Origin of the sequence: Rhodobacter sp. SY28-1 (assembly GCF_005222785.1) — a bacterium.
GTDB lineage: Bacteria > Pseudomonadota > Alphaproteobacteria > Rhodobacterales > Rhodobacteraceae > Tabrizicola.
In genome coordinates this window covers 25,689-49,371 of record NZ_STGH01000004.1, presented here as the reverse complement: position 1 = coordinate 49,371, position 23,683 = coordinate 25,689, and the positions used below count along the sequence as shown (strand labels likewise).

Annotated in this window: 29 protein-coding genes; 1 reads left to right on the top strand and 28 read right to left on the bottom strand. The window is 64.6% G+C overall.

The genetic code is table 11. From position 1 onward, the window contains the following. Nucleotides 1-2: 2 nt before the first annotated feature. The 24 genes from E8M84_RS19295 to E8M84_RS19185 form a co-directional block, all read right to left on the bottom strand. A complete protein-coding gene (locus E8M84_RS19295) occupies nt 3-1,541 on the bottom strand; it encodes an NADH-quinone oxidoreductase subunit M (RefSeq protein WP_137112879.1) in 1,539 nt (512 codons plus the stop codon). A 12-nt stretch (nt 1,542-1,553) separates the two neighbouring features. Next, the gene (nuoL, locus tag E8M84_RS19290; protein WP_137112878.1) at nt 1,554-3,917 is read right to left on the bottom strand and encodes an NADH-quinone oxidoreductase subunit L; all 2,364 of its coding nucleotides are present in this window, start codon (nt 3,915-3,917) and stop codon (nt 1,554-1,556) included. Beyond that, nucleotides 3,918-4,091, bottom strand: a complete 174-nt coding sequence (locus E8M84_RS21580; RefSeq protein WP_170972005.1) for a hypothetical protein — start codon at nt 4,089-4,091, stop codon at nt 3,918-3,920. It lies immediately after the preceding gene. Between the two features lie 2 nt (nt 4,092-4,093). Next, nucleotides 4,094-4,399 carry an NADH-quinone oxidoreductase subunit NuoK gene (gene nuoK / locus E8M84_RS19285; RefSeq protein WP_137112877.1) on the bottom strand — a complete coding sequence of 102 codons (306 nt, stop codon included), beginning with the start codon at nt 4,397-4,399 and terminating at the stop codon, nt 4,094-4,096. 34 nt (nt 4,400-4,433) lie between these two features. Beyond that, nucleotides 4,434-4,973, bottom strand: a complete 540-nt coding sequence (locus E8M84_RS19280) for a hypothetical protein (RefSeq protein ID WP_137112876.1) — start codon at nt 4,971-4,973, stop codon at nt 4,434-4,436. Between the two features lie 4 nt (nt 4,974-4,977). Next, on the bottom strand, nt 4,978-5,586 hold the full coding sequence (locus E8M84_RS19275; protein WP_137112875.1) for an NADH-quinone oxidoreductase subunit J: 609 nt from the start codon (nt 5,584-5,586) through the stop codon (nt 4,978-4,980). Next, nucleotides 5,583-5,996: a carboxymuconolactone decarboxylase family protein gene (locus E8M84_RS19270; protein WP_137112874.1), complete on the bottom strand. Its 414-nt coding sequence runs from the start codon at nt 5,994-5,996 to the stop codon at nt 5,583-5,585. The genes E8M84_RS19275 and E8M84_RS19270 overlap by 4 nt, the downstream gene beginning before the upstream one ends. A 6-nt stretch (nt 5,997-6,002) precedes the next feature. Next, complete coding sequence (gene nuoI / locus E8M84_RS19265; RefSeq protein WP_137112873.1) at nt 6,003-6,497, bottom strand: NADH-quinone oxidoreductase subunit NuoI; 495 nt, start codon at nt 6,495-6,497, stop codon at nt 6,003-6,005. A gap of 2 nt (nt 6,498-6,499) precedes the next feature. Then, nucleotides 6,500-7,537 (bottom strand): NADH-quinone oxidoreductase subunit NuoH, encoded by a 1,038-nt coding sequence (gene nuoH, locus E8M84_RS19260; protein WP_137112872.1) that lies wholly within the window; start codon nt 7,535-7,537, stop codon nt 6,500-6,502. Between the two features lie 29 nt (nt 7,538-7,566). Continuing rightward, entirely contained in the window at nt 7,567-7,974 is a 408-nt protein-coding gene (locus tag E8M84_RS19255; RefSeq protein ID WP_137112871.1) for a hypothetical protein, read from the bottom strand. 1 nt (nt 7,975) lies between these two features. Beyond that, the gene (nuoG, locus tag E8M84_RS19250) at nt 7,976-9,997 is read right to left on the bottom strand and encodes an NADH-quinone oxidoreductase subunit NuoG (protein WP_137112870.1); all 2,022 of its coding nucleotides are present in this window, start codon (nt 9,995-9,997) and stop codon (nt 7,976-7,978) included. A 4-nt stretch (nt 9,998-10,001) separates the two neighbouring features. Further along, complete coding sequence (locus tag E8M84_RS19245) at nt 10,002-10,499, bottom strand: DUF3291 domain-containing protein (RefSeq protein WP_137112869.1); 498 nt, start codon at nt 10,497-10,499, stop codon at nt 10,002-10,004. After that, nucleotides 10,496-10,897 (bottom strand): DUF5333 domain-containing protein, encoded by a 402-nt coding sequence (locus E8M84_RS19240; protein ID WP_137112868.1) that lies wholly within the window; start codon nt 10,895-10,897, stop codon nt 10,496-10,498. Before E8M84_RS19240 ends, E8M84_RS19245 begins: the two co-directional genes overlap by 4 nt. A 107-nt stretch (nt 10,898-11,004) precedes the next feature. Next, entirely contained in the window at nt 11,005-11,244 is a 240-nt protein-coding gene (locus tag E8M84_RS19235) for a hypothetical protein (protein WP_137112867.1), read from the bottom strand. A gap of 5 nt (nt 11,245-11,249) precedes the next feature. Then, the gene (nuoF, locus tag E8M84_RS19230) at nt 11,250-12,545 is read right to left on the bottom strand and encodes an NADH-quinone oxidoreductase subunit NuoF (RefSeq protein WP_137112866.1); all 1,296 of its coding nucleotides are present in this window, start codon (nt 12,543-12,545) and stop codon (nt 11,250-11,252) included. Between the two features lie 9 nt (nt 12,546-12,554). Continuing rightward, nucleotides 12,555-12,782, bottom strand: coding sequence for a DUF5337 domain-containing protein (locus tag E8M84_RS19225; RefSeq protein WP_137112865.1), 228 nt, complete (start codon nt 12,780-12,782; stop codon nt 12,555-12,557). Between the two features lie 6 nt (nt 12,783-12,788). Beyond that, nucleotides 12,789-13,370, bottom strand: a complete 582-nt coding sequence (locus E8M84_RS19220; protein WP_137112864.1) for an NADH:ubiquinone oxidoreductase — start codon at nt 13,368-13,370, stop codon at nt 12,789-12,791. 86 nt (nt 13,371-13,456) lie between these two features. Continuing rightward, complete coding sequence (locus tag E8M84_RS19215; protein ID WP_137112863.1) at nt 13,457-14,536, bottom strand: hypothetical protein; 1,080 nt, start codon at nt 14,534-14,536, stop codon at nt 13,457-13,459. Between the two features lie 64 nt (nt 14,537-14,600). Then, a complete protein-coding gene (locus E8M84_RS19210) occupies nt 14,601-15,779 on the bottom strand; it encodes an NADH-quinone oxidoreductase subunit E (protein ID WP_137112862.1) in 1,179 nt (392 codons plus the stop codon). Continuing rightward, nucleotides 15,779-16,273, bottom strand: a complete 495-nt coding sequence (locus E8M84_RS19205) for a hypothetical protein (protein ID WP_137112861.1) — start codon at nt 16,271-16,273, stop codon at nt 15,779-15,781. The genes E8M84_RS19210 and E8M84_RS19205 overlap by 1 nt, the downstream gene beginning before the upstream one ends. Further along, nucleotides 16,270-17,514, bottom strand: coding sequence for an NADH-quinone oxidoreductase subunit D (locus E8M84_RS19200; protein ID WP_137112860.1), 1,245 nt, complete (start codon nt 17,512-17,514; stop codon nt 16,270-16,272). Before E8M84_RS19200 ends, E8M84_RS19205 begins: the two co-directional genes overlap by 4 nt. After that, entirely contained in the window at nt 17,511-18,113 is a 603-nt protein-coding gene (locus E8M84_RS19195; RefSeq protein ID WP_137112859.1) for an NADH-quinone oxidoreductase subunit C, read from the bottom strand. Before E8M84_RS19195 ends, E8M84_RS19200 begins: the two co-directional genes overlap by 4 nt. A 2-nt stretch (nt 18,114-18,115) precedes the next feature. Further along, nucleotides 18,116-18,649 carry an NADH-quinone oxidoreductase subunit B family protein gene (locus tag E8M84_RS19190; protein ID WP_170972004.1) on the bottom strand — a complete coding sequence of 178 codons (534 nt, stop codon included), beginning with the start codon at nt 18,647-18,649 and terminating at the stop codon, nt 18,116-18,118. Continuing rightward, on the bottom strand, nt 18,640-19,005 hold the full coding sequence (locus tag E8M84_RS19185) for an NADH-quinone oxidoreductase subunit A (RefSeq protein ID WP_137112858.1): 366 nt from the start codon (nt 19,003-19,005) through the stop codon (nt 18,640-18,642). Before E8M84_RS19185 ends, E8M84_RS19190 begins: the two co-directional genes overlap by 10 nt. Before the next feature lie 272 nt (nt 19,006-19,277). Here E8M84_RS19185 and E8M84_RS19180 point away from each other — a divergent pair, with 272 nt between their 5' ends. After that, the gene (locus E8M84_RS19180) at nt 19,278-19,697 is read left to right on the top strand and encodes a hypothetical protein (RefSeq protein WP_137112857.1); all 420 of its coding nucleotides are present in this window, start codon (nt 19,278-19,280) and stop codon (nt 19,695-19,697) included. A 129-nt stretch (nt 19,698-19,826) separates the two neighbouring features. Here E8M84_RS19180 and E8M84_RS19175 read toward each other — a convergent pair whose 3' ends face one another. From E8M84_RS19175 to E8M84_RS19160, 4 genes are read right to left on the bottom strand one after another with little or no spacing between them, the layout of a single operon-like run. Further along, nucleotides 19,827-20,621 (bottom strand): MBL fold metallo-hydrolase, encoded by a 795-nt coding sequence (locus E8M84_RS19175; protein ID WP_137112856.1) that lies wholly within the window; start codon nt 20,619-20,621, stop codon nt 19,827-19,829. Further along, nucleotides 20,618-21,136 (bottom strand): thermonuclease family protein, encoded by a 519-nt coding sequence (locus E8M84_RS19170; RefSeq protein ID WP_137112855.1) that lies wholly within the window; start codon nt 21,134-21,136, stop codon nt 20,618-20,620. The genes E8M84_RS19175 and E8M84_RS19170 overlap by 4 nt, the downstream gene beginning before the upstream one ends. Beyond that, the gene (locus E8M84_RS19165) at nt 21,136-22,368 is read right to left on the bottom strand and encodes a DegT/DnrJ/EryC1/StrS aminotransferase family protein (RefSeq protein ID WP_137112854.1); all 1,233 of its coding nucleotides are present in this window, start codon (nt 22,366-22,368) and stop codon (nt 21,136-21,138) included. Before E8M84_RS19165 ends, E8M84_RS19170 begins: the two co-directional genes overlap by 1 nt. After that, nucleotides 22,365-23,612, bottom strand: a complete 1,248-nt coding sequence (locus E8M84_RS19160; RefSeq protein ID WP_137112853.1) for a TCR/Tet family MFS transporter — start codon at nt 23,610-23,612, stop codon at nt 22,365-22,367. The genes E8M84_RS19165 and E8M84_RS19160 overlap by 4 nt, the downstream gene beginning before the upstream one ends. Nucleotides 23,613-23,683: the final 71 nt, after the last annotated feature.

Genomic DNA, 23,683 nt, shown 5'->3' with positions numbered 1-23,683 from the left:
CCTTAGTGCATGGCCAGCTCGGCCCCGTCAGCGGGCAGAGCGGCGTGATAGTCGGTGACGAGGGCGGCAACCGAGGGGCCGATGATGTCGGTCACCAGGCTCGGATAGACGCCCAGGATCAGGGTCATGGCGATGAGCGGCGCGAAGATCGCCTTCTCACGCCGGTCCATGTCGGTGATCGACTTCAGCGCCTCTTTGATCAGGTCGCCAAAGACGACGCGGCGGTACAGCCACAGCGCATAGGCCGCCGACAGGATCACGCCCGAGGTTGCCACGGCAGCAACCCAGGTGTTGACCTGGAAGATGCCCATCAGCGTCAGGAATTCGCCGACGAACCCGCTGGTGCCCGGCAGGCCCACGTTCGCCATGGTGAAGAACATGAACACCAGCGCATAGGCCGGCATCCGGTTCACCAACCCGCCATAGGCGTCGATCTCACGCGTGTGCATCCGGTCGTAGATGACGCCCACGCAAAGGAAGAGCGCACCGGAGATGAAGCCGTGCGACAGCATCTGGAAGATCGCGCCGTCGACGCCCTGCTGATTGGCGGCGAAGATACCCATCGTCACATAGCCCATGTGGGCGACCGAGGAATAAGCGATCAGCTTCTTCATGTCGGTCTGCGCCAGCGCGACAAGGCTGGTGTAGACGATGGCAATCGCAGACATCCACAGGACCAGCGGGGCCATCACGTCGGACCCCACCGGGAACATCGGCAGGCTGAAGCGCAGGAAGCCGTAGCCGCCCATCTTCAGCAGGATCGCGGCCAGCACCACCGACCCCGCCGTTGGGGCCTGAACGTGCGCATCCGGCAGCCAGGTGTGGACCGGCCACATCGGCATCTTCACCGCAAACGACGCGAAGAAGGCGAGGAACAGCATGGTCTGCAAGCCGCCGACGACTTGGAAGCCGAGGACGCTGAACGTCTCATGCCCGAAGTCATGCGCCAGAAGCTTGACGATATCCGTCGTCCCCGCATCCAGATACATCGCGATCATCGCGACCAGCATCAGGACCGAGCCGAGGAAGGTGTAGAGGAAGAACTTGAACGCCGCGTAGATCCGGTCCTTGCCGCCCCAGATGCCGATGATCAGGAACATCGGGATCAGGCCTGCCTCGAAAAAGAGGTAGAAGAGCACAAGGTCCAAGGCACAGAACACGCCCAGCATCAGCGTTTCCAGGACCAGGAAGGCGATCATGTATTCCTTGACGCGCGTCTCCACGCCCCAGCAGGAATAGATCGTGATTGGCATCAGGAACGTCGTCAGCATCACGAACAGGATCGAGATCCCGTCGACGCCCATCTTGTAGGTCAGGCCCAGGATCCACTGACGCTCTTCCACGAACTGGAAGCCGGTGTTCGACGGGTCGAACCGGAACAGGATGAACAAGGAGATGACGAAGGTCGCGCTGGTGGTGAACAGCGCAAGCCACTTCGCCCCCTGCCGCGCCGCCGCATCGTCCCCGCGCATGAACAGCGCGAGGATCAGCGCCGCGACCAGCGGCAGGAAGGTGATGATCGAGAGAAGCTGGTTTTCCATTGTGCGCGCCCCTTACTTCGCGCCGCCGAAAAGCGTCATCCAGGTGACCAGGGCAACAATTCCCAGCACCATCGCGAAGGCGTAGTGGAACAGGTAGCCGGACTGCGCGCGGCCTGCGAGGCGGGTGAGCATGGGGATGACCCCCATCGCCACCCCGTTGAGCGAGCCGTCGATGACGTTGCCGTCGCCCTTCTTCCACAGGAAGTTGCCCAGCCACTTGGCGGGACGGACGAAGATCACGTCATACAGCTCGTCGAAGTACCACTTGTTCAGAAGGAACAGGTAGAGCGGCCGCTGCTGCACCGCCAGACGGCGCGGCAGGCTGGGGTCCTTGATGTAGAACAGCCAGGCAATCGCAAAGCCGATCAGCATCGCTATGAAGGGCGAGACCTTGACCCAGGACGGCACGACATGCGCCGCGTTGATCATCGTCGTCGGCGCATGTTCGGCCTTGGCGGCCTTTTCGGCATCCAGACGGGTGTCGACCACGGCCTGCTCTTCCGGCGTGAAGGGCAGCATCAGGATTGCGCCTTTCGGGGCGACGCCCGGGGCATGACCCTCGGCAGCGGGTTCGACAGCAGCGTGATCTTCGGCCGGTGCAGCCTCGGTCGCAACGGGTTCCGCCGGAGCGGCTTCGGTTGCGACTGCCGTGCCTTCAGCCGGAGCGGCTTCAGTATCCACAACCGTGCCCTCTGCAGGCGTAGTCTCGGTTGCCGCAGTCTCGCTGTGGGCTTCGGTCGCGGCCTCGGTGCCATGATCGGCGGCGGTCTCGCCATGCGCGTCACCATGGGCGGCGGCTTCCATGCCGAACCAGTCGCGGACAGCGGCTTCCTCACCGAAGAAGACCTTGTACCACAGCATGCCAGAGAAGACCGCACCCAGCGCCAGGACCCCCAGCGGGATCAGCATGACCATCGGGCTTTCGTGCGGCTCGTGGTGGTGGTCGTCGTGGCCATGCGCATCATGCACCGCGCCATGGTGGTCGTCGTGGCCATGACCGTTCGCATGCGCGCGGCTCTCACCGTAGAAGGTCATGAACATCAGCCGCCAGGAATAGAAGCTGGTCATGCAGGCCGCGACGACCAGCAGCCAGAAGGCATAGCTTGACCCGACCCAGGCGCTTTCAATCACCGCGTCCTTGGACAGGAACCCGGCGAAACCGTAATGCGTCAGCGGGATACCAACCCCGGTGATTGCCAGTGTCCCGATCATCATCGCCCAGAAGGTCAGCGGGATCTTCTTCCGGAGCCCGCCGTAGTTCCGCATGTCCTGTTCGTGATGCGTCGCGGTGATGACCGAGCCTGCGCCAAGGAACAGCATCGCCTTGAAGAAGGCGTGGGTGAACAGGTGGAACATCGCCACCGAATAGACCCCCACCCCGGCGGCCACGAACATGTAGCCCAGCTGTGAGCAGGTCGAATAGGCGATCACGCGCTTGATGTCGTTCTGCACCAGACCCACTGTCGCGGCGAAAAAGGCCGTCGTCGCGCCAAGGACGGTGATGAAGGCCGAGGCCTCGGGCGCGTATTCGTACAGCGGCGACATCCGGCAGACGAGGAACACGCCTGCGGTGACCATGGTTGCCGCGTGGATCAGCGCGGAGACGGGCGTCGGGCCCTCCATCGCGTCCGGCAGCCAGGTGTGCAGGATCAGCTGCGCCGATTTCCCCATCGCGCCGATGAACAGCAGCACCCCGATCAGGTTCGCCGCATTCCAGTCCGCCCAGAGGAAGGTCAGGTTCGTCTCGGCCAGCGCCGGGGCGGCGGCAAAGACATCGTCAAAGCGGATGCTGTCGGTCAGGTAATAAAGCGCGAAAATCCCCAGCGCGAAGCCGAAGTCGCCGACCCGGTTCACAACAAACGCCTTGATCGCGGCGGCATTGGCCGAGGGCTTGCGGTAGTAGAACCCGATGAGGAGGTAGGACGCGACGCCCACGCCTTCCCAGCCGAAGAACATCTGCACGAGGTTGTCGCTGGTCACCAGCATCAGCATGGCAAAGGTGAAGAACGACAGGTACGCAAAGAAGCGGGCCCGATAGGGCTCATGCTCGCCCCAGTTCTCGTCATGCGCCATGTAGCCGAAGCTATAGAGATGCACCAAGGCCGAGACCGAGTTCACCACGACCAGCATGATCGCGGTCAGCCGGTCCAGCCGGATCGCCCATTCGGACCCCAGCGTGCCGCTTTCGATCCAGCGCATCAGGACGATCTGCTGCGTTTCGCCATCGAAGGTCAGGAAGATGTACCAGGACAGGGCCGCCGCCAGGAAGACCATCGCCGTGGTGATGACCTGCCCCGCCTTCTCGCCGATCAGGCGCCAGCCGAAGCCGCAGATCAGGGCCCCGATCAGGGGAGCGAAGAGGATGATCGTTGCCATTTACTCGGTCCTGCCTTGGGTAGCACCGCAGCGGGTCGATCCGCAGCGGGTCGATGGGAATTCCTGCACTGGGGCGGCCCCAGCGGTGTGGCATGTCTCGCATTCCAGATCGACCATCCGGCCCCGTAGGGCGGTGATCCGCATCTCGAACACGTTCTTCTCTCCGACCTGCATGGTCAGCCCTTCATCACGTTGACGTCTTCCACCTCGATGGTGCCGCGGTTGCGGAAGAAGACGACGAGAATGGCAAGGCCGATGGCGGCCTCTGCCGCCGCGACGGTCAGGACGAACATGGTGAAGATCTGGCCCACGAGGTCCCCCGAGAAGGACGAGAAGGCGACGAGGTTGATGTTGACCGCCAGAAGCATCAGTTCGATCGACATCAGGATGACGATCACGTTCTTCCGGTTCAGGAAGATCCCGAAGATCCCGATGACGAACAGCGCCGCGGCCACCGTCAGGTAATGTTCAAGTCCCACCATCTCTCGTTCCCTCTTGGGCTCTCGCGGCCCGTATTCAGTAAGTGCTGACCGTATCGGTCCGGTCTTCGAAGGGCGTCATGCCCTTTGGTTTCAGGTCCGGGAAGTAGAAGCTGCAGCCGCAGGTCTCTTCCGTCTCTTTCAGTCGCAGCTGCTTGCCGTAGACGGCGCGGATGGCCGAAGCGAGGTCCGCCCGGCTGACCGGCTTTCCAGCCTTCACCGATGCCCGCAGGAACTCGGTCGCCGCCAAAGCCGCCGCCACTTCACTCGGGCCGTTCCGCGTGTCGATGGCGTGGAAGGTCCCGCTGGCACAATGCACAACACGGATACCGTAAAAGCCGTTCAGCGCCGCGACAGGCGCCGGTTGGTCGCGGTAGACCCCTTCCGGCGTATCGTCGGGCTTGCTGTCCACCTGATACGCCTCAATCGTCACGCCGCTGGCATTGGTATCAGGGTCCAGCGGGTAAAGGTCATAGGTGTTCATCCCGGCTTCCATGCCGACGCAGGGCGGCAGGGGCGTCAACGCCTGCGCCGCCGTGCCGGTCAGCATCGAAAGGATGATCGCCGCGCGGATCATGCGCTTACAGCCCCTGCCCCGGTTTCACGTCCTTCAGCTCCATCGCCTTGGCCGGATCACGCCACATCTGCTGCAGCACGTTCTGCCGCTTGACGTCCTTGCGATGGCGCAGGGTCAGCAGGATTGCCCCGATCATCGCAACCAGCAGGATCAGGCCCGCCAGCTGGAACAGCAGGAAATACTTGTCGTACATCAAGAGGCCCAGGGCCCGGGTGTTCTCGATCTCCGCCGGAGCAACCGCCTGACGCAGCCCCTCTGCCCCGTCGGCCACTTGCCAGACGCCCACACCGATGGCGACCTGCATCAGAAGGACCACACCGATCAGCAGGCCCAGCGGCATGTAGCGCGCCAGTTCCCCCTTGAGCGCGGCAAAGTCGATGTCGAGCATCATGACCACGAACAGGAACAGCACCGCCACGGCACCGACGTAGACGATCACCAGCAGCATCGCCACGAACTCGGCCCCCAGAAGCACGAAGAGGCCCGAGGTCGACAGGAACGCGAGGATCAGCCACAGCACCGAATGCACCGGGTTGCGCGACAGGGTGACCATCAGGCCCGACAGCACCGTGATCACGGCGAACATGTAGAAGGCGAAACTGAAGACGGTCATGCGTCTTTCTCCTCAGGGGTCTCAGCGAAGACGGACTGGGCAATTTCCAGCGCCTTCTGCATGGCGGGGACGCCGCCGAACATGGACATCTGCCAGATCACTTCCGCGACCTCGCGCTTGGTGGCCCCGGCGGCCAGCCCGTTCTTGATCGTCATCCGCAACTGCGGCTCACCCACCGGGCCCAGCACGGTCAGCGCCGCGATGGTGACCAGAAACCGCGTCCGCGCATCCAGGCCTTCCGGGTTGAAGGTCTTGCCGAACCACATCTCCAGAAGTTCCTTCGGCATCGCCGGAAAGAACTTCTCCATCGCCTTCGCGTCGAAATTCTCCATGCCTGGCATGAAGGCCTGGGCCATCTTCTGGCCCTGCTCCATCCAGGCGGAAAACATCTTGGCGAAGTCGTCGGTCATGGGGCCTCACCGATACGGGGCGTCGATTTCAAGGTTGCGGGCGATCTCGGCTTCCCAGCGCTCGCCGTTCGCAAGGAGTTTTTCCTTGGTGTAGAACAGCTCTTCCCGGGTCTCGGTCGAGAATTCGAAGTTCGGGCCTTCGACGATGGCATCGACCGGGCAAGCCTCCTGGCAGAAGCCGCAGTAGATGCACTTGGTCATGTCGATGTCGTAGCGCGTGGTGCGGCGGGAGCCGTCCTCACGCGGTTCGGCGTCGATGGTGATCGCCTGCGCCGGGCAGACCGCCTCGCACAGCTTGCAGGCGATGCAGCGTTCCTCGCCGTTCGGATAGCGGCGCAGCGCGTGTTCGCCGCGGAAGCGGGGCGAGAGCGGCCCCTTCTCATGCGGGTAGTTCACCGTCGATTTCGGCGCGAAGAAGTACTTCATGCCAAGGCCGAAGCCCTTGATGAAGTCCATCAGCAGGAAATACTTCGTGGCGCGGGTCCAGTCGATGTTGGACATCATCAGCCTCCAATCGTCCAGCGGGCCCAGAAGCCGCCGAACACTTCGAATTTCGCAAGGAACGCCACGATCACCACCCAGGCCAGCGACATGGGCAGGAAGACCTTCCAGCCGATCCGCATCAGCTGGTCATAGCGGTAGCGGGGGACGATGGCCTTCACCATGGCGAACATGAAGAAGAAGAGCCACATCTTGGCGACCATCCACCACCAGCCGTCGGCCAGCCCCGGGATCGGCGACAGCCAGCCGCCGAAGAACAAAAGGCTGATCAGCGCGCACATCAGGAAGATCGCGATGTATTCGCCGGCCATGAAGAGGAGGTAGGGGGTCGAGGAGTATTCCACCATGAACCCGGCGACGAGTTCGGATTCCGCTTCCGGCAGGTCGAAGGGCGGGCGGTTGGTCTCGGCCAGGGCGCTGATGAAGAACAGGAACACCATCGGGAAGTGCGGCAGCCAGTACCAGTTGAACAGGCCCCAGTCGCCGTCCTGCGCGGCCACGATGGCGCCGAAGTTCATCGCACCGGTCGAGATGATGACGCCGATGATGATCAGGCCCAGCGACACCTCGTAAGAGATCATCTGCGCGGCGGACCGCAAGGACCCAAGGAAGGCGTATTTCGAATTCGACGCCCAGCCGCCCATGATGACGCCGTAGACCTCAAGGCTGGAGACGGCGAAGACGAAAAGGATCGCCACGTTGATGTTGGCCAGGACCCAGCCGTCATCGAAGGGGATCACCGCCCAGGCGAGGATTGCCAGCACGAACGACAGCATCGGCGCCAGGAAGAACACCGGACGGTCCACGCCCGCCGGGATCACGATCTCCTTGACGACATACTTCAGCGCATCCGCCACCGACTGCAGCAGGCCGAAGGGTCCCACCACGTTCGGACCCCGGCGCATCTGCACCGCCGCCCAGATCTTCCGGTCGCCGTAGACGAGGAACAGAAGGCTGATCATCACGAAGGCCACGATCAGCAGCGACTGCGCCGCGATCAGCACCGCCGTTCCGAACCCTGTGGCAAGAAACCCGTCCATGTCAGTCCCTCATCCTCAATCCGCCAGTTTTACTGGCTTGGTATTCCAAGCTCGGCGCATTCCACCGCCACCACTTCGGCGTCGATGGTCCGCAGGCCCTGCGGCAGGCTGGCCGAGATCACGTAGACCGCATCCCCGTACCACGTCTGCCCTTCCTTCTTCACGATGGTCCGCACCTGACGTGCGAAGCCAAACCCTTGATCCAGCGCATATTGCGCGGCAGCGCAGCGGCCATAGGCCTCGACCTCCGCCCGGTCCTTCGCGCCCGTCATCGCGACGCTGAAGCTGACCAGATCGTCGTCGAGAAGGATCGTACTGACCCCCTGATAGACCGCCGTCTGCCCGCGCTCCTCTGGCACCTCTCCGGCGGGCGTGCAAGCCCCAAGCGCCGCTGTCGCGGTGCCAAGGGTGGCCACAAGAGAGAGGCGCTGCGCCATGTTATTCCGCCGCAATCGGGGTCGATGCCCGGGCCTTGGCCATGGCGGAAAGTTCCGCCATCACCGCGGACGCCCGCGCGATCGGGTTCGTCAGGTAGAAGTCCTTGATCGCATTGCGGAAGGTCGCCTTGGCCGGGGCCTTCACCGGCAGCGGCTGCCAGTCGTTCTCCGGCACCTCGTCGATGCGGCCCAGATGCGGATGCGCCTTGACCAGCGCGGCCCGCAGACCCGCCAGCGAATCCCACGGCAGCTGCGCGCCCACTTCGGCCGAAAGCGCCCGCAGGATCGCCCAGTTCTCCTTCGCCTCACCCGGTGCGAACCCGGCGCGGAAGGCCAGCTGGGGCCGCCCCTCCGTGTTGACGAACAGCCCGTTCTCCTCCGTGTAGGCCGCCCCCGGCAGGATGATGTCCGCCCGGTTCGCGCCACGGTCGCCGTGGCTGCCCTGATAGATCACGAAGGGCGCGTTCACCCCGTCGCGGCTGATCTCGACCTCGTCGGCGCCGAGGTTGTAGATCACCTGCGCGCCTTGGGTTGCCATCGCGAGGCCCCCTTCGGTCACCGCACCCACGTCCATCGCGCCCACGCGCGAGGCCGCCGTGTGCAGGACCATGAACTTCGCGCCCGCGCCGGTGGCATAGGCCATGGCCTGGCTCAGGACTGCCTCGCCATCCGCCTCGTTGATCGCGCCCTGGCCGATGATGACCAGCGTGTTGTCCTTCTGGGTCACCCGACCCACCAGCTCCACCAGCGCGGCGCGGTCGGACCCCATGTGCTTGTAGTCATAGGTCAGGTCGACCTTCTCGCCGAACAGCCCCACCATCGCGCCGTTGGTCCAGGCCTTGCGGATGCGGGCGTTCAGGACGGGGGCCTCGACGCGCGGGTTGGTCCCGATGAGGAGGATCACCTTGGCGCTGTCGATGTCCTCGATCTTCGCGGTGCCGACATAGGCCGAGCGGTTGCCAGCGGGCAGCTTCGCCCCATCCGTCCGGCACTCGACATGGCCGCCCAGCGATTCGACCAGCGTTTTCAAGCTGTAAGCCGCCTCGACCGGGGCCAGATCACCGACGAGACCGGCCACCTTCTTGCCCTTCATCGCGGCAGCGGCCTTCTCCAGCGCCTCGCCCCAAGAGGCTTTCCGCAGCTTCCCGTTCTCACGGACGTAAGGGGTGTCCAGACGCTGGCGACGGAGGCCGTCCCAGACGAAACGGGTCTTGTCGGAAATCCACTCCTCGTTCACGCCATCATGGTTGCGCGGCAGGAAGCGCATCACTTCGCGGCCCTTGGTGTCGATCCGGATGTTCGACCCAAGCGCATCCATCACGTCGATGCTTTCGGTCTTGGTCAGCTCCCACGGGCGGGCCGTGAAGGCATAGGGCTTCGAGGTCAGCGCCCCCACCGGGCACAGGTCGATGATGTTGCCCTGCAGGTTCGAGGCCAGCGTCTCGTTCAGATAGCTGGTGATCTCGCTGTCTTCGCCGCGACCCGTCTGGCCCATCTGGGTGATCCCGGCGACCTCGGTGGTGAAGCGCACGCAGCGAGTGCAGGAAATGCAGCGCGTCATCTTGGTTTCGACCAGCGGACCAAGGTTCAGGTCTTCCGACGCGCGCTTGGGTTCCCGATAGCGCGAGAAGTCGACGCCATAGGCCATCGCCTGGTCCTGCAGGTCGCACTCGCCGCCCTGGTCGCAGATCGGGCAGTCGAGCGGGTGGTTGATGAGCAGGAACTCCATCACCCCCTCACGCGCCTTCTTCACCATCGGCGACTTGGTCTTCACGACCGGAGCCTGACCCTCCGGCCCCGGCCGCAAGTCGCGGACCTGCATCGCGCAGGAGGCGGCGGGCTTCGGCGGGCCACCGACCACCTCGACCAGACACATCCGGCAGTTGCCCGCGATGGTCAGCCGTTCGTGATAGCAGAAGCGCGGGATTTCCACCCCGGCGACTTCCGCCGCCTGGATAATGGTCATCGCGCCATCGACCTCGACCTCGATCCCGTCGATGTTGATTTTCTTGAGGTTGGTCATGGCCTTACTCCGCCGCCACTTGCGCGCATCCGTGGGTCTTCCACGCCTGCGCTTCTTTCAGATATGTCCACCCAAAGGCATGGTCGCTGTCGCCATGCGCTTCCAGATGCTTCAACCGCTCCAGCGCCTCGTCGAGCGTGGGCTTATGCCCCGCAGGCACCCACCACATGACGAAATGCATCCGGCCCAGCACTTCGAACCACTCCTGCCGACGTTCGTAAAACGCCCGGTGGACGGTGTTGAAAACGAAATGCTCCAGCGTCTCGACGCTTTCCCAGACCGTCAGGTTCGACACGAATTGCGGGTCGCCCTCGATCTTGGCTTCCGTATTCCCGGTGCCGGGCTCGCCCGAGCCTTCCATCATCCAGACGAACCCGGGCGTCCGTTTGCCCATCCCGTTCACCCGGTCCAGCGCCGCCATGAATTCGGCCACGCGCGGGTCGTCGGTGGGGGCCAGAAGGCGCCCCACGTTCAACTCGGCCAGGTGGCGGGCTTCGGTCATTTCGTCGACCTCAACAGCGATCCGGCCAGCGTGCCCTTGGCGATCTCTTCCTCGCCGATGGTGCAGTAGGCCTCCGTGTTGCCCGGCTCCGCCCCTTTGGCCTTCAGCCATTCGGCAGCCTCGGCCTTGAACTTGGCCTTCTCGTCTTTCGAGGTGACGAAGGCGCGCACGACGTCGGCCTCATAACCCTGGCTCAGCGCATAGTCGCGAAGGTTGTTCAACTCGCCCAACGCCTTCATCGTGCGCGCCTTGATGGTGGGGCAATTGTCGGCAATGGCATCGCCGATGAAGCCCTGAAGAAGCTTTTCGCGGATTTCCGGGTTCTCGTTGATCGGTACCAGCGCGTAAGCCGGGGCGGTCACGGCAAGGGTCAGTGCAATGGTCAAAGTGCGAAGCATGTTGGCCTCCTTGGCTGCTCGTGCGCCGGAGATGGGGCCAAACCCCCTTGATATGCCATGACAAACCGGGGTTCTCAGCGGTTTGTGACCGAGGGTGACAGCATTCGTCATGCGCAGCCCTCCGGATAGACCCACTCACCCGTCGCCCGGTCGAAGCGGTCATAGATCGAGACGTTGACGCGGCCGCCGCAAGCCGCATCCGCCGCCTTTCGCGCTGCCGCCCCGTCCCACATCGCGAAGGGCTGGCCCCCGTTCGACACCCGCACAGGCTCACGCGACGCGGGCACGGTCGCTGCCGTTCCCACGCAAGCGGCCTGCGCCAGGGTCACCGAAAGGGCCAGCGCCATCCGCATCACTCCGCCGCGACCGCCGAGATGCGGCCGGTTTTCTTGGCCTTGATCCGGTCCTCGATCTCGTCCCGGAAGGCGCGGATCAGGCCCTGGATCGGCCAGGCGGCCGCGTCACCCAAAGCGCAAATGGTATGACCCTCGACCTGCTTGGTGACCGACAGAAGCATGTCGATCTCCTCGACCTCTGCCTCGCCGCGGACCAGACGGTCCATCACGCGCATCATCCAGCCCGTGCCTTCGCGGCAGGGGGTGCACTGGCCGCAGGACTCGTGCTTGTAGAACTTCGACAGCCGCCAGATCGCCTTGATGACGTCGGTCGACTGGTCCATCACGATGACCGCCGCGGTGCCAAGGCCCGAGCGCTGCTCGCGCAGCCAGTCGAAATCCATGATCGCGTCGTCGCATTGCGCCTGGGTCAGCAGCGGCACCGAAGACCCGCCCGGAATGACTGCCTTCAGGTTCTTCCACCCGCCCCGCACGCCGCCACAATGGCGGTCCAGCAGTTCCTTCAGCGGGATCGACATCGCTTCTTCGACGACGCAGGGCTGCATGACATGGCCCGAGATGCCGAAGAGCTTGGTCCCGGTGTTGTTCGGGCGACCAAAGGACGCGAACCAGTCGGACCCCCGGCGCAGGATCGTCGGTACAACCGCAATCGACTCCACGTTGTTCACCGTGGTCGGGCAACCATACAGGCCCGAGCCCGCCGGGAACGGCGGTTTCATCCGGGGCATGCCCTTCTTGCCTTCAAGGCTCTCCAGCAGGGCCGTCTCTTCGCCGCAGATATAGGCCCCGGCACCGTGATGCAGATACAGGTCGAAGTCCCAGCCGGACTTCGCGGCGTTCTTGCCCAGCAGACCCGCGTCATAGCATTCGTCAATCGCGGCCTGCAGCGCCTCGCGCTCACGAATGTATTCGCCGCGGATGTAGATGTAGCAGGTGTTGGCGTTCATCGCGAACGACGCGATCAGGCAGCCCTCGATCAGCGTGTGCGGATCGTGGCGCATGATTTCCCGGTCCTTGCAGGTCCCGGGTTCGGATTCGTCGGCGTTCACCACCAGATAGGACGGCCGCCCATCGGACTGCTTCGGCATGAACGACCACTTCAGACCCGTCGGAAAGCCCGCGCCACCCCGACCGCGCAATCCCGAGGCCTTGACCTGCTCGATGATCGTGTCGCGCCCGCGCTTGATGATGTCGGCGGTGCCGTTCCAATGCCCGCGCTTCATCGCACCCTTCAGGCTGCGGTCATGCATCCCGTAGAGGTTGGTGAAAATGCGGTCCTGATCCTTGAGCATCTTGTCTTCCTAACCCCGGCGTCCGCGCCAGATCTGATACGTCACCACCAGGGCCCAGACGAAGGCCGCGATGGCTGCAAGGTCGAAGAGGAACGCATAGCGCGCCTCCAACCCCAATTGTCCGCCCACAAGCTGGGCCCCCATCCACAGGATGATCGTCACCGCCAGCACGATGCCGACCAGCCGCGCCTGGCGGGCGCGGTGAAGGTCGGCGGGATCGGGGCGGTGCGCGGTCATCGGATGTCAGTAGTTGTTTGTCTTGGCGCGTTCGCGGAATGCCTCAAGGCCTTCTGCAACGATGATCTTCGCCTGCGCCACCCAGCGGTCGCGGGTGATGCGGCCCTTGAAATTCTTCATGTTCGCGTCGACCCAGGCCACGTCGGCGTCCGACCAGTTGGCGATCTGGGCGAAGTGGTAGAAGCCCATTTCGTTCACCAGCTTCTCCATTGCCGGGCCGATGCCTTCGATTTCCTTCAGATCATCCGCCTTGCCGCCACGCGGGGCGGACAGGCGTTCCGGCCCATCCGCGCTGGCAGCCACGGGGGCAGCCGGGGCAGACACGAAGGCGGCAGGCGTCACCACGGGCGCGGCTTCTGCTGCGCGCACCGGCGCGGGCATCGCAGCAGCAGCGGGACGCGCCCCCGCACCCCAGGGCATGCCAAGGATCAGCCCCACGACCAGCGCCACGACCGAGCCGATGGCCGCCGCGGGAAAGAGGTCGAACTTGCCCACCGCGACCAGCGCGCCGAAGGCCACCAGCCCCGCCGCCGCGCCGATCAGCCAGCCGCCCAACCAAGGGGCATTCACGTTCTCTGCAGTACGCATTCCCTGTCTCTCCCGTCGTAGCGGCCCGCTTGCCTCAGGCGCGTTGCAGGTCTGGTGATGCAGGGCAAGTCTGCATCACGCGTCTCTCAATAGTCGTTCGTCTTGGCGCGTTCGCGGAACGCCATCAGCCCCTCGGTCACGATGATCCTGGCCTGCGCCACCCATTTGTCGCGCGCGATCCGGCCCTTGAAGGTCCGCAGCTCGGCATCGACCAGCGCGACATCCTCGTCGGTCCAGGCGGCGATCTGGTCGAAGTGATAGAAGCCCAACCCGTTGACCAGCTTTTCGATGGCCGGGCCGATGCCTTCGATCTCCTTCAGGTCGTCCGCCACCCCATCGCGCGGGGCCGACAGGCGCTGAAGTCCGGCAGGCACAGCCTTTTCCGCCTTCGGCTTGGGCGCGGCCTTCGGCTTCGCGGCAGCCTTCGCCTTGGGTTCGGCCTTGGGTTTCGGCTCGGCCTTGGGTTTCGCTGCGGCTTTCGCCTTGGGCTCGGCCTTGGCCTTGGCCGCCGGCTTGACCTTCGGTTCGGCCTTCGCCTCGGACTTGGCAGCAGCCGCTTCGGCCTGAAGCTCGGCCTTCGACTTGAAGGCGGCTTTCGGCTTGTCCGTCGGCGCAGGGGCGACCGCAGGCGCCGGCGTCGCGGTCGGGGCGGGCCGGGCCCAGACGTCGGTCTCGTCGGCGAAGATGTCGATGGGCGCCTTTGCAGCCGGGGGCGGCGCGGGCGGTTCCGGCGCGGCGGGTGCGGCCACCACAGGCTGCGGCGGGATCAGCGGGGCAGGCTCGACGCGGGACAGCGGCGTGACAACGGATGCGGGCCGCTGCGATGCCTGCGCCGCCGGATCGGGCCGAACCGGCACGGCCACGATGGTCGAACCCTGCGCCCCCTCGACGCCGCGCACGCGGATGGTGCCATCGGTCACCGCCGAGGCCGGAACGATCTTGCGCACCTGCCGCTCTGACTCGGCATCGTCATGGCGGTTCACCGCGACGGCCAGCCGGTACAGGATCAGATAGACGATCAGCGCGATGGCTGCCGAGAAAAGCACGGACGGGAACAGCAGGTAGCTCAGGAGAAAGTGCAGGACCGCGAACGACAGGACGGCCGACGCCAGCACCAGCGCCCAGCCACCCCGGCCGATCGTCGTGTCATTGATCTCGTCGCTCATCCAGCCCTACTCCCTTCGTCCGTCCGGCCCTGCCGGACCGACCGGGTCCCACCGCTTACCAAACCTAGCCCCGCGCCGCCGCTTCGGCGTCCGCGACCGAACCACCCGCCGCCAGGACCTTTGCCTGAACCACCCACTTGTCGCGGGTCACCCGACCCTTGAAGCCTTCCAGATTCTCGTCGACCCAGGCGATCTCCGCCTCGGTCCATGCGGCGATCTGGTCAAAGTGGAAGAAGCCAAGTTTGTGGCACAGCACCTCAAGCTTGGGCCCGATCCCGAGGATCAGCTTCAGGTCATCAGCCTTGCCCCCCTTGGGTGCCGAAAGGCCTGCGGGCTTCGCGCCCCCCGCCTGACCGGAAGCCTTCGCCTTGGGCGTAGCCAGCGGAGTCGCGTTCGGCGCGTTGCCGTCGGACTGCGGCTTGCCTTTGGAGGTCGCCTTTGCCTCTTGCACCGTTGCACCGGTCGCGTCCGCCGGAACACCGGCGGAGGGCTTCGGCTCCACCGCCTTGGCCTTCGCCGGTTTCACCGGGGCGGCCACACCCAGCCAGGGCGTCGTCAGCGGCACTTCGGTCCCGTCGATCCGCTTGACGGTATCCTTCAGGTCCACCGCCGCCTGTGCGCTGGCGTTGTACTGCTTCCGGCCCGAGACGAATTCCTTGAGACTGGTCAGCCCGCCGGCCGGTTCCGCCGCATATCGCCCGTTCTGGGGGCCGGGCACCGGGACCTCGCCCTTGGAGAACCGCCCGATCAGCTCACGCAGTTTTTCCCCGGTCAGGTCCTCGTAGTAATCCTTGCCGATCTGGGCCATGGGCGCGTTGGCGCAGGCCCCCATGCACTCGACTTCTTCCCAGCTGAACTTGCCGTCCGCGGAAAGGGTATGGGGCGTCGGTGCGATCAGTTCCTTGGCCACCGCCACCAGATCCTCGGCCCCGCAGATCATGCAGGAGGTCGTGCCGCAGATCTGGACATGGGCCACGGAACCCACCGGCTGAAGCTGGAACATGAAGTAGAAGGTCGCCACTTCCAGCGCCCGGATATAGGCCATCCCCAGCATATCCGCGACGTGCTCGATGGCGGGACGGGACAGCCACCCCTCCTGCTCTTGCGCGCGCCACAGAAGCGGGATGATCGCCGATGCCTGACGTCCGGCCGGATACTTGGAAATCTGGCCCTTCGCCCAGGCTTCGTTCGCCGGAGTGAAGGCGAAAGAGGCGGGTTGGTCCTTGTGAAGACGACGCAGCATCACTTATCTTCTTTCCTGAGCGTCCAGACGTATGTTCTAGTTGCGTTCAAACTGACGTCCTTTTCATTGTACGGGCTCACAAAATTTGTTTCGTGCCTCATCAAGACAACTGGCGGCTGTGCATTATCTCGAATGCTAAGTGGGTCACCGAACCTGACAAACCCAAGAGAAACCAATTCTTCGCTGAGTTGCTCATTATTCCAAAGATCAGATTTAAGCGCGAATTCTTCAAAGTTTGGTAGGTCTAAAGACGCGCGTATCGCCGCGATGTCTTCTTTGCCTAGCTTGCTGTGATTGTAGACGGTTCCCTTAGACACAGGGTCAAGAGCAACATGAGAGTTCTTGATCTGGTCCCAAATACCCAACTGTTGGTTTACCAATAGAAATGCAGACAAGAATCCACCAACAGCTCCGGCGATAACCGAAACAAGCGCCACAATCGCCGTGGCACTCTTCGCGCTGTTTGCAGCTCTATCAATTGGCTTTTCATTCACCGGTCGATCTCCCCGAAGACCACGTCCATGGTCCCGATGATGGCGCTGACGTCGGCCAGCTGGTGGCCCTTGCAGATCCAGTCCATCGACTGCAGGTGCAGATAGCCCGGGGCGCGGATCTTGGCGCGGTAGGGTTTGTTGGTGCCGTCCGCCACCAGATAGACCCCGAATTCGCCCTTCGGCGCCTCGACGGCCGCATAAACCTCGCCCGCCGGGACGTGGAAGCCTTCGGTGTACAGTTTGAAGTGGTGGATCAAGGCCTCCATCGAGGTCTTCATCTCCGCCCGCTTCGGCGGCGTGATCTTGCCGCGCGCCAGGATGTCGCCCTGACCGTCGGGGGCCTTCAGCTTGGCCACCGCCTGCCGGATGATGCTGGTCGACTCGCGCATCTCGGCCATGCGGCAAAGATAGCGGTCATAGCAGTCGCCGTTCTTGCCGACCGGAATCTTGAAGTCGAACTCGTCGTAGCATTCGTAGGGCTGGCTGCGCCGCAGGTCCCAGGCAAGGCCCGAGCCACGGACCATCACGCCGGAATAGCCCCATTCCAGGATGTCCTTTTCGGTGACAATCCCGATATCGGCATTGCGCTGCTTGAAGATGCGGTTCTCGGTCAGAAGCCCGTCGATATCGTCCAGCACCTTGGGGAAGGCCTCGGCCCAGGCGTCGATGTCGTCCAGAAGCTGCGGCGTCAGGTCCTGGTGCACGCCACCGGGCCGGAAATAGGCCGCGTGAAGCCGCGCCCCGCAGGCCCGCTCATAGAAGACCATCAGCTTTTCGCGTTCCTCGAAGCCCCAGAGCGGAGGCGTCAGCGCCCCCACGTCCATGGCTTGCGTGGTCACGTTCAGAAGGTGGTTCAGCACCCGCCCGATTTCGCTGAACAGAACCCGGATCAGGCTGGCGCGACGCGGCACGACCGTCCCGGTCAGCTTTTCAATCGCCAGACACCAGGCATGTTCCTGGTTCATCGGCGCCACATAGTCGAGGCGGTCGAAATACGGCAGGTTCTGCAGGTAGGTCCTGCTCTCCATCAGCTTCTCGGTCCCGCGGTGCAGCAGGCCGATATGCGGGTCGCAGCGTTCGACGATCTCGCCGTCCAGCTCCAGCACCAGCCGCAGCACACCATGCGCTGCCGGGTGCTGCGGGCCAAAGTTGATGTTGAAGTTGCGAATGCGCTGTTCGCCGGTCTCGAAATCCTTCGAGCCGTCGTCATAGGTGTTCACGCGGATATCGCCGTCCATCATTTTGCGGCCTTCTGATCGCCCGGAAGGATGTATTCGGCACCTTCCCAGGGGGACATGAAATCGAACTGACGGTATTCCTGCACCAGCTTGACCGGCTCGTACACGACGCGCTTCAGCGCCTCATCGTAGCGGACCTCGGTATAGCCCGTGGTCGGGAAGTCCTTGCGCAGCGGATAGCCCCGGAAGCCATAGTCGGTCAGGATGCGCCGCAGGTCCGGGTGACCACTGAACAGGATGCCGAACATGTCGAACACTTCGCGCTCGAACCAGTTGGCGGCAGGGTGCAGGTCGACCAGCGAGGGAACCATTTCCTCCTCGCGCACGGCGACCTTCACCCGGATGCGCTGGTTCCGGTACATCGACAGGAAGTGATAGACCATGTCGAACCGCTGCGCGCGTTCGGGATGGTCGACGGCGGTGATGTCGACCAGGGTCGAGAACCGGCAGGACGCATCATCGCGCAGGAATTCCACCAGCGCTTCCAGGTTCGCAAGGTTCGCAACAACCGTCAGTTCGCCAAAGGCCACGGCGGTGGAAACCACCGCCTCGGGCTGCTTCAGCTCGATATAGCCGGCCAGTTCGTTCAGGGCTTCGGACATGATTACCTCACCAACGTGCCGGTGCGGCGGATCTTCCGCTGCAACTGAAGGATACCGTACAGCAGCGCCTCGGCCGTGGGCGGGCAGCCGGGAACGTAGATGTCCACGGGGACGATCCGGTCACAGCCGCGCACGACGGAATAGCTGTAGTGATAGTAGCCGCCGCCGTTCGCACAGGACCCCATCGAGATCACATAGCGCGGCTCGGGCATCTGGTCGTACACCTTGCGGAGCGCCGGGGCCATCTTGTTGGTCAGCGTGCCCGCGACGATCATCAGGTCCGACTGGCGCGGGCTTGCGCGCGGGGCGGTCCCGAAGCGTTCCAGGTCATAGCGCGGCATACTGGTATGCATCATCTCGACCGCGCAGCAGGCCAGACCGAAGGTCATCCAGTGCAAGGAGCCGATCCGCGCCCAGTTGATGATGTCCTCGGTGGACGTGAGGATGAACCCCTTGTCCGACAGCTCGCGGTTCAGCGCCTGGACCGCAACCTCATGGTCGCCCCCGGCCGTGTTGGCACCCGCCATCACTCCCATTCCAGCGCCCCTTTCTTCCATTCATAGGCAAACCCGACCGTCAGCACCGCCAGGAACAGCATCATCGACCAGAAGGCCGCCATGCTGATCTCGCCAAAGGCCACGGCCCAGGGAAACAGGAACGCAACTTCCAGGTCGAAGATGATGAACAGGATCGACACCAGGTAGAAGCGCACGTCAAACTTCATCCGCGCGTCGTCAAAGGCGTTGAAGCCGCATTCGTAGGCACTGACCTTTTCCGGGTCCGGGTTGCGGACGGCCAGGACGGCAGCGGCGAGGATCAGGACCAGGCCCAGTCCCACGGCAACGGCAAGAAGAATGAGGATAGGCAGGTACTCTCGAAGGATCAGGTCCACGAGGAGGCTCCTTGACTGCTGGCGGCGCGCGTGCGTGCGGACGCGATCAGGCGCCCGCTTGTCTTCCCGCCCGTTTACTCTGCGCCCTTCCCGGGGTCAACCGAAGGCAGGGCAGATTCCGGGGGATGCAGGTGCAGAAAATGCACAGACACCAAGCGTTTCTCTCAGGCATCATGGCGGGTGCGCGGCGGGCAGGCCGGGGCCGGTTCCCCTTACCTTGACCCCCTGCCCGATCCGGCCTTTTCTGCCGCCAAAGCTGAAAGGACCTGCCCATGCGCGCTGCCATTCTCCCCGCCCTCATGATTGCCGTTACGGCCGCCACCGCCCAGGCACAGAGCTGCAGCATCGACGGCGCTGCGGTCGAGGCCCGGATTGCCGAGCTTGAACCGAACCACGGAATGGTCCTGTCGGACATCAGCTGTGATGCCCCCACCAACCCCGCGCATATCCTGATGTGCGATGCGGCGAACAGCCCCGACTGGTCGCTGTGGCGCATGGGACGACTGGACGACCTGGCCTGGATCTACGCGGTGGAAAACGCGACCGGGCAGGATGTGGACGAGACGAACCCGCCGCGCGACGCCGATTTCCTGGCCCGCCGCGACGCCTGCACCGACGAAGCCTGCCTGTGTGAGGTGCTGATCCAGCACACCAACGACAGCCTCGGCGGCACCTCGCCCTATCCGCAGTGATGGGCGGCTTTCAGACGGAGCGCTGACGCGCGAGGCTTTCCTCTCGTCGTCGGCCTTCGCCTCCTCCTCGGCTGATGGGGGTTTCCCCCCCAAACCCCCGTGAGTATTTGGCAAAGGGCAAAATGAAGGTCAGCGCATCACCGGGTGGAAGACGTAAGCGTTGCCGTCACGCTCCAGCCGCCCGATGCCCGGATGCGGCAGGTGCGACCCGGCCACCATCCAGCCTTCATCCAGCACCCGGTCGAACAGGCCCGCCCGCGTCGCCCGCGCCTGGTCCGGGTTCTCGTCGTATTTCCACGTCAGCCCGGGCTGGGCGAGCTGTAGCGGATGGTGCACCAGATCGCCCCAGATCAGCAGCCGCGCCTCGACCAGATACGCCATGTGCCCCGGCGAATGGCCCGGCGCGTTCACTGCCATCACCCCGGGCATGGGTCCATCCCCCTGCTCCAGCGGAACAAGACGCGGCAGGACCGGGATCATCCGCGGCTCGGCGCGAAAGGCCATCAACTCCTCGGTCGCGACAAAGACCCGCTCGGCGTTCGGGAAAGCCAGGCCCCCGTCCCCGTCCACCAGCCCCGACAGGTGATCGATGTGGGTATGGGTCAGCGCCACCACCGTCACCTCCTGCGGCCCCGATCCGGCCTCGGCCAGCGCCGCGCCCAGTTGTCCTAGACCCTTGTGCCAGGCCTGCCCGGCGCCCGCGTCGATCAGCAGGCACCCGTCCGGCCCCTGCACCAGGAACGCCCGCACCGGTAAGGGCAACCGGCCGTCCACCAGATCCCCCGGCGCGTAGCCGCGATACGCCCCGTCCGGCCCGCGCAGGCAGTCCGGCCCCATCGTCGTCTCGCCGTCCAGAAGCATGGTGACCGACAGGTCGTCCAACTCGACCGTCAGGCTCCGCTCGGTTTCCCGTACCACTCTCATCCGCACCAGCTCCCGCGCAGACCGCCACTGTATTGCCGCGCGTGGCCCGCCCGGACCATCAGCCGCGCCACGTCGACCCCGTCCAGTTCAAGCCGCACCAGCGCCCGGCCATACTGGTCGGTGCCATCATGCGTCAGCACCAGCCGGTCCGCCTTCTGGATCAGCGTCCGCAGCGCCCAGCTGGCCTTTTCTGCCGCCACGAACTCATCCACACACTTCGGCGCGTATTTCTCCGGCGTGTCGAACCCCAGAAGCCGCGCACTGACCATCCCGTCCTCCGGGCAGATCAGCGACACCGTATCCCCGTCCACCACCCGGATGATCCTGCACGAGCCCTGATCGCTGTCGACCGGCTTCATTCCGGCGTTGACCAGATCGGCGATGGTCGGCACCAGGATCAGCCCCGTCACCGCCAGCCCAAGCACCGCCTTGAGGTAAAAGCGTGGATCGACCAGCCGCCGCAGGCCCCGCGTCACCGCGCCCGCCGGCCGCGCCGGGCGGAACAGCCAGCCCATCAGTCCGCCGCCACGCGGACCACCGGGCCCAGCGCCTTGGCCCCCGCCGCGACAGCCGCCTCCTCGGTCAGTATCCGGGCGATCTGGTCCACGTCATCCACCCCGAAGGTCAGCGGCAGCCGCATGTCGATCAACCCCGCCAGCACCCGGTCGGTCTGTGGCAACGGTTCCGGCTGCGCATACTGCCAATGCGCATAGCGGCTGGTGAACCCCTGCGGGTCGGCCGCCCCGAACCACTTTAACTCAACCCCCCGCGCCGCGGCCCCGGCGACGAAGCCCGCCACTCGCGCCGGTTCCCAGCCCGGCAGCAGGAACTGGAAGCTGGACCCGACATAATCCTCATGCTGCGGCCGCGGGATCAGCTTGATCCCTGGCGCACTGGCCAGCCCCCGCTCCATCCCCTGATACAAGGCCCGCCAGCGCGCCCGCCGGTCATCCAGCATGCCGATCTGCGGTCGCAGGATCGCCGCGCGCAGGTTGTCCATGCGCGAGGAGACGTTCGGGACATCCAGCTTCAGCGCCTCGAACACCTCGGGCGGGGGCGCTGCCCGGTGCCGGGCGAACAGCATGTAGGACCCCGACAGCAGCACTGCCCGCGCCGCCAACTCGGCATCGTCGGTCACCAGAAACCCGCCCTCGCCGGAATTCATGTGCTTGTAGGTTTGCGTCGAATAGCAGCCGATGGCCCCGTGCCGCCCGGAAGGAACCCCCTTCCACTTTGCCCCCATCGTATGCGCGCAATCCTCGATCACCCGCACCTGGAGCCGGTCGCACAGCGCCATCAACGCCTCCATGTCACAGACATGGCCGCGCATATGCGACAGCAACAGCACCTTCGCGCCCGAGGCCTTGGCCTGCGCCTCCAGATGGGCAAGGTCGATGGTCAGATCCTCGGTCACCTCGACGAAGACCGGCCTTGCACCGATGGACGCGATCGCCCCCGGCACCGGTGCCAGTGTAAAGGCGTTCGACAGCACCGGCTCCCCGGGCTTGACCTGCAAGGCGCGCAGGGCGCAGGCCATCGCCGCCCCGCCCGAGGCGAGCGCGAGGCAATACTTCGCGCCCACATAAGCGGCGAATTCCTCCTCCAGCAGCGCCGTCTCGGCCACTTCACCGGCCACGGTGTTATAGCGGTGCAGCCGCCCATGCCGCAGCACCGCCATCGCCGCGTCGATCCCGGCCTCGGGGATCGGCTCTTGCTGGGTGAAGCTTCCGGTGAACCGCTCGGTCATTCCTTTTCGGACCTCTTCAGCATCAGGAACAGGACTGTCGTCAGCGCAAGGAACCCCGCCGCCACCCAGAACGCCACGTCGGTCGACCGCCAGACCCGGTCCTCGGCCCAGAAATGGCCGAAGATGAAGGCGAAGAATACCGTTCCGAACAGCATGGCCACATTGGTCACGGCAGAGATCCCGCCCTGCAACTCGCCCTGCGCATCCTCGGGCACGCGCTTGGTCAGCAGCGTCGTCATCAAGGGATGCACAAAACCCTCGGGCCCATGCAGGATCATCAGCGCGATGACGCCCCACAGCGCACCGACAAAGCCATAGCCCAGCACCACCAGCGTCGCGCAGACCAGACCGAAGAGGGCCACATTCCACTCGCCGAACCGCTTGGTCGCGGGGCCGGTCAGGAACCCCTGAAAACCGCCCGCGATCAGCCCGAAGACCGCAAGCGTCGCGCCGACCATCGCCTCGGACCAACCGAACTTGGCGATGCCCCAGAAGGTCCAGATCGCCGGGTAGACCGAGGTCGAGAAGAAGAACAGCCCCATCACCAGCACCATCGGCAAGACACCGCGATAGGTGGCGAAGACCCGGAAGGCGCCGAACGGATTGGCCCGCCACAGCTCGAACTTGCGGCGGTTCTCGGGGGCAAGGGATTCGGGCAGCACGAACCAGCCGTAGACGAAGTTCAACAGCGATATCCCCGCCGCCACCCAGAACGGCACGCGCGGCCCAAGCTCGCCCAGAAGCCCGCCGATGGCCGGGCCGATCACGAAACCCACACCAAACGCCGCACCCATGTAGCCATAGGCCTTGGCGCGGTCGTCCGGTGTCGTGACATCGGCGATGAAGGCGCTGGCGATGATCCAGCTTGCACCACAGACCCCAGCAATGATCCGCCCGACGAACAGCCACTCCAGCGTCGGTGCCAGTGCCATCAGGATAAAGTCCATCCCGAGGCCAAAGATTGCCAGCAACAGCAGCGGACGGCGTCCGAACCGGTCGGCAAGGTTGCCCATCAGCGGCGCAAAGACGAACTGGGCCAGCGAGAAGGCCGCGAACATCCAGCCGCCGATCACCGCGGCCTGGGCGATGTCGACGTGGCCCACGTCCTCGATCAGCTTGGGCAGGACCGGCATGATCAGGCCAAAGCCCACCATGTCCAGGAAGACCGTAATCAGGACAAAAGTGACCGCATGGCGGTTGGCCACCGGAGGGACCGGGACAGAGGTATCGGGGACCTGGCTCATGGGCCGCGACCCTATGGGTCGGCGGGTCGACTGTCAAAGGGGAGAGCGGGATCTCGAAGGGCCAGCGGCAG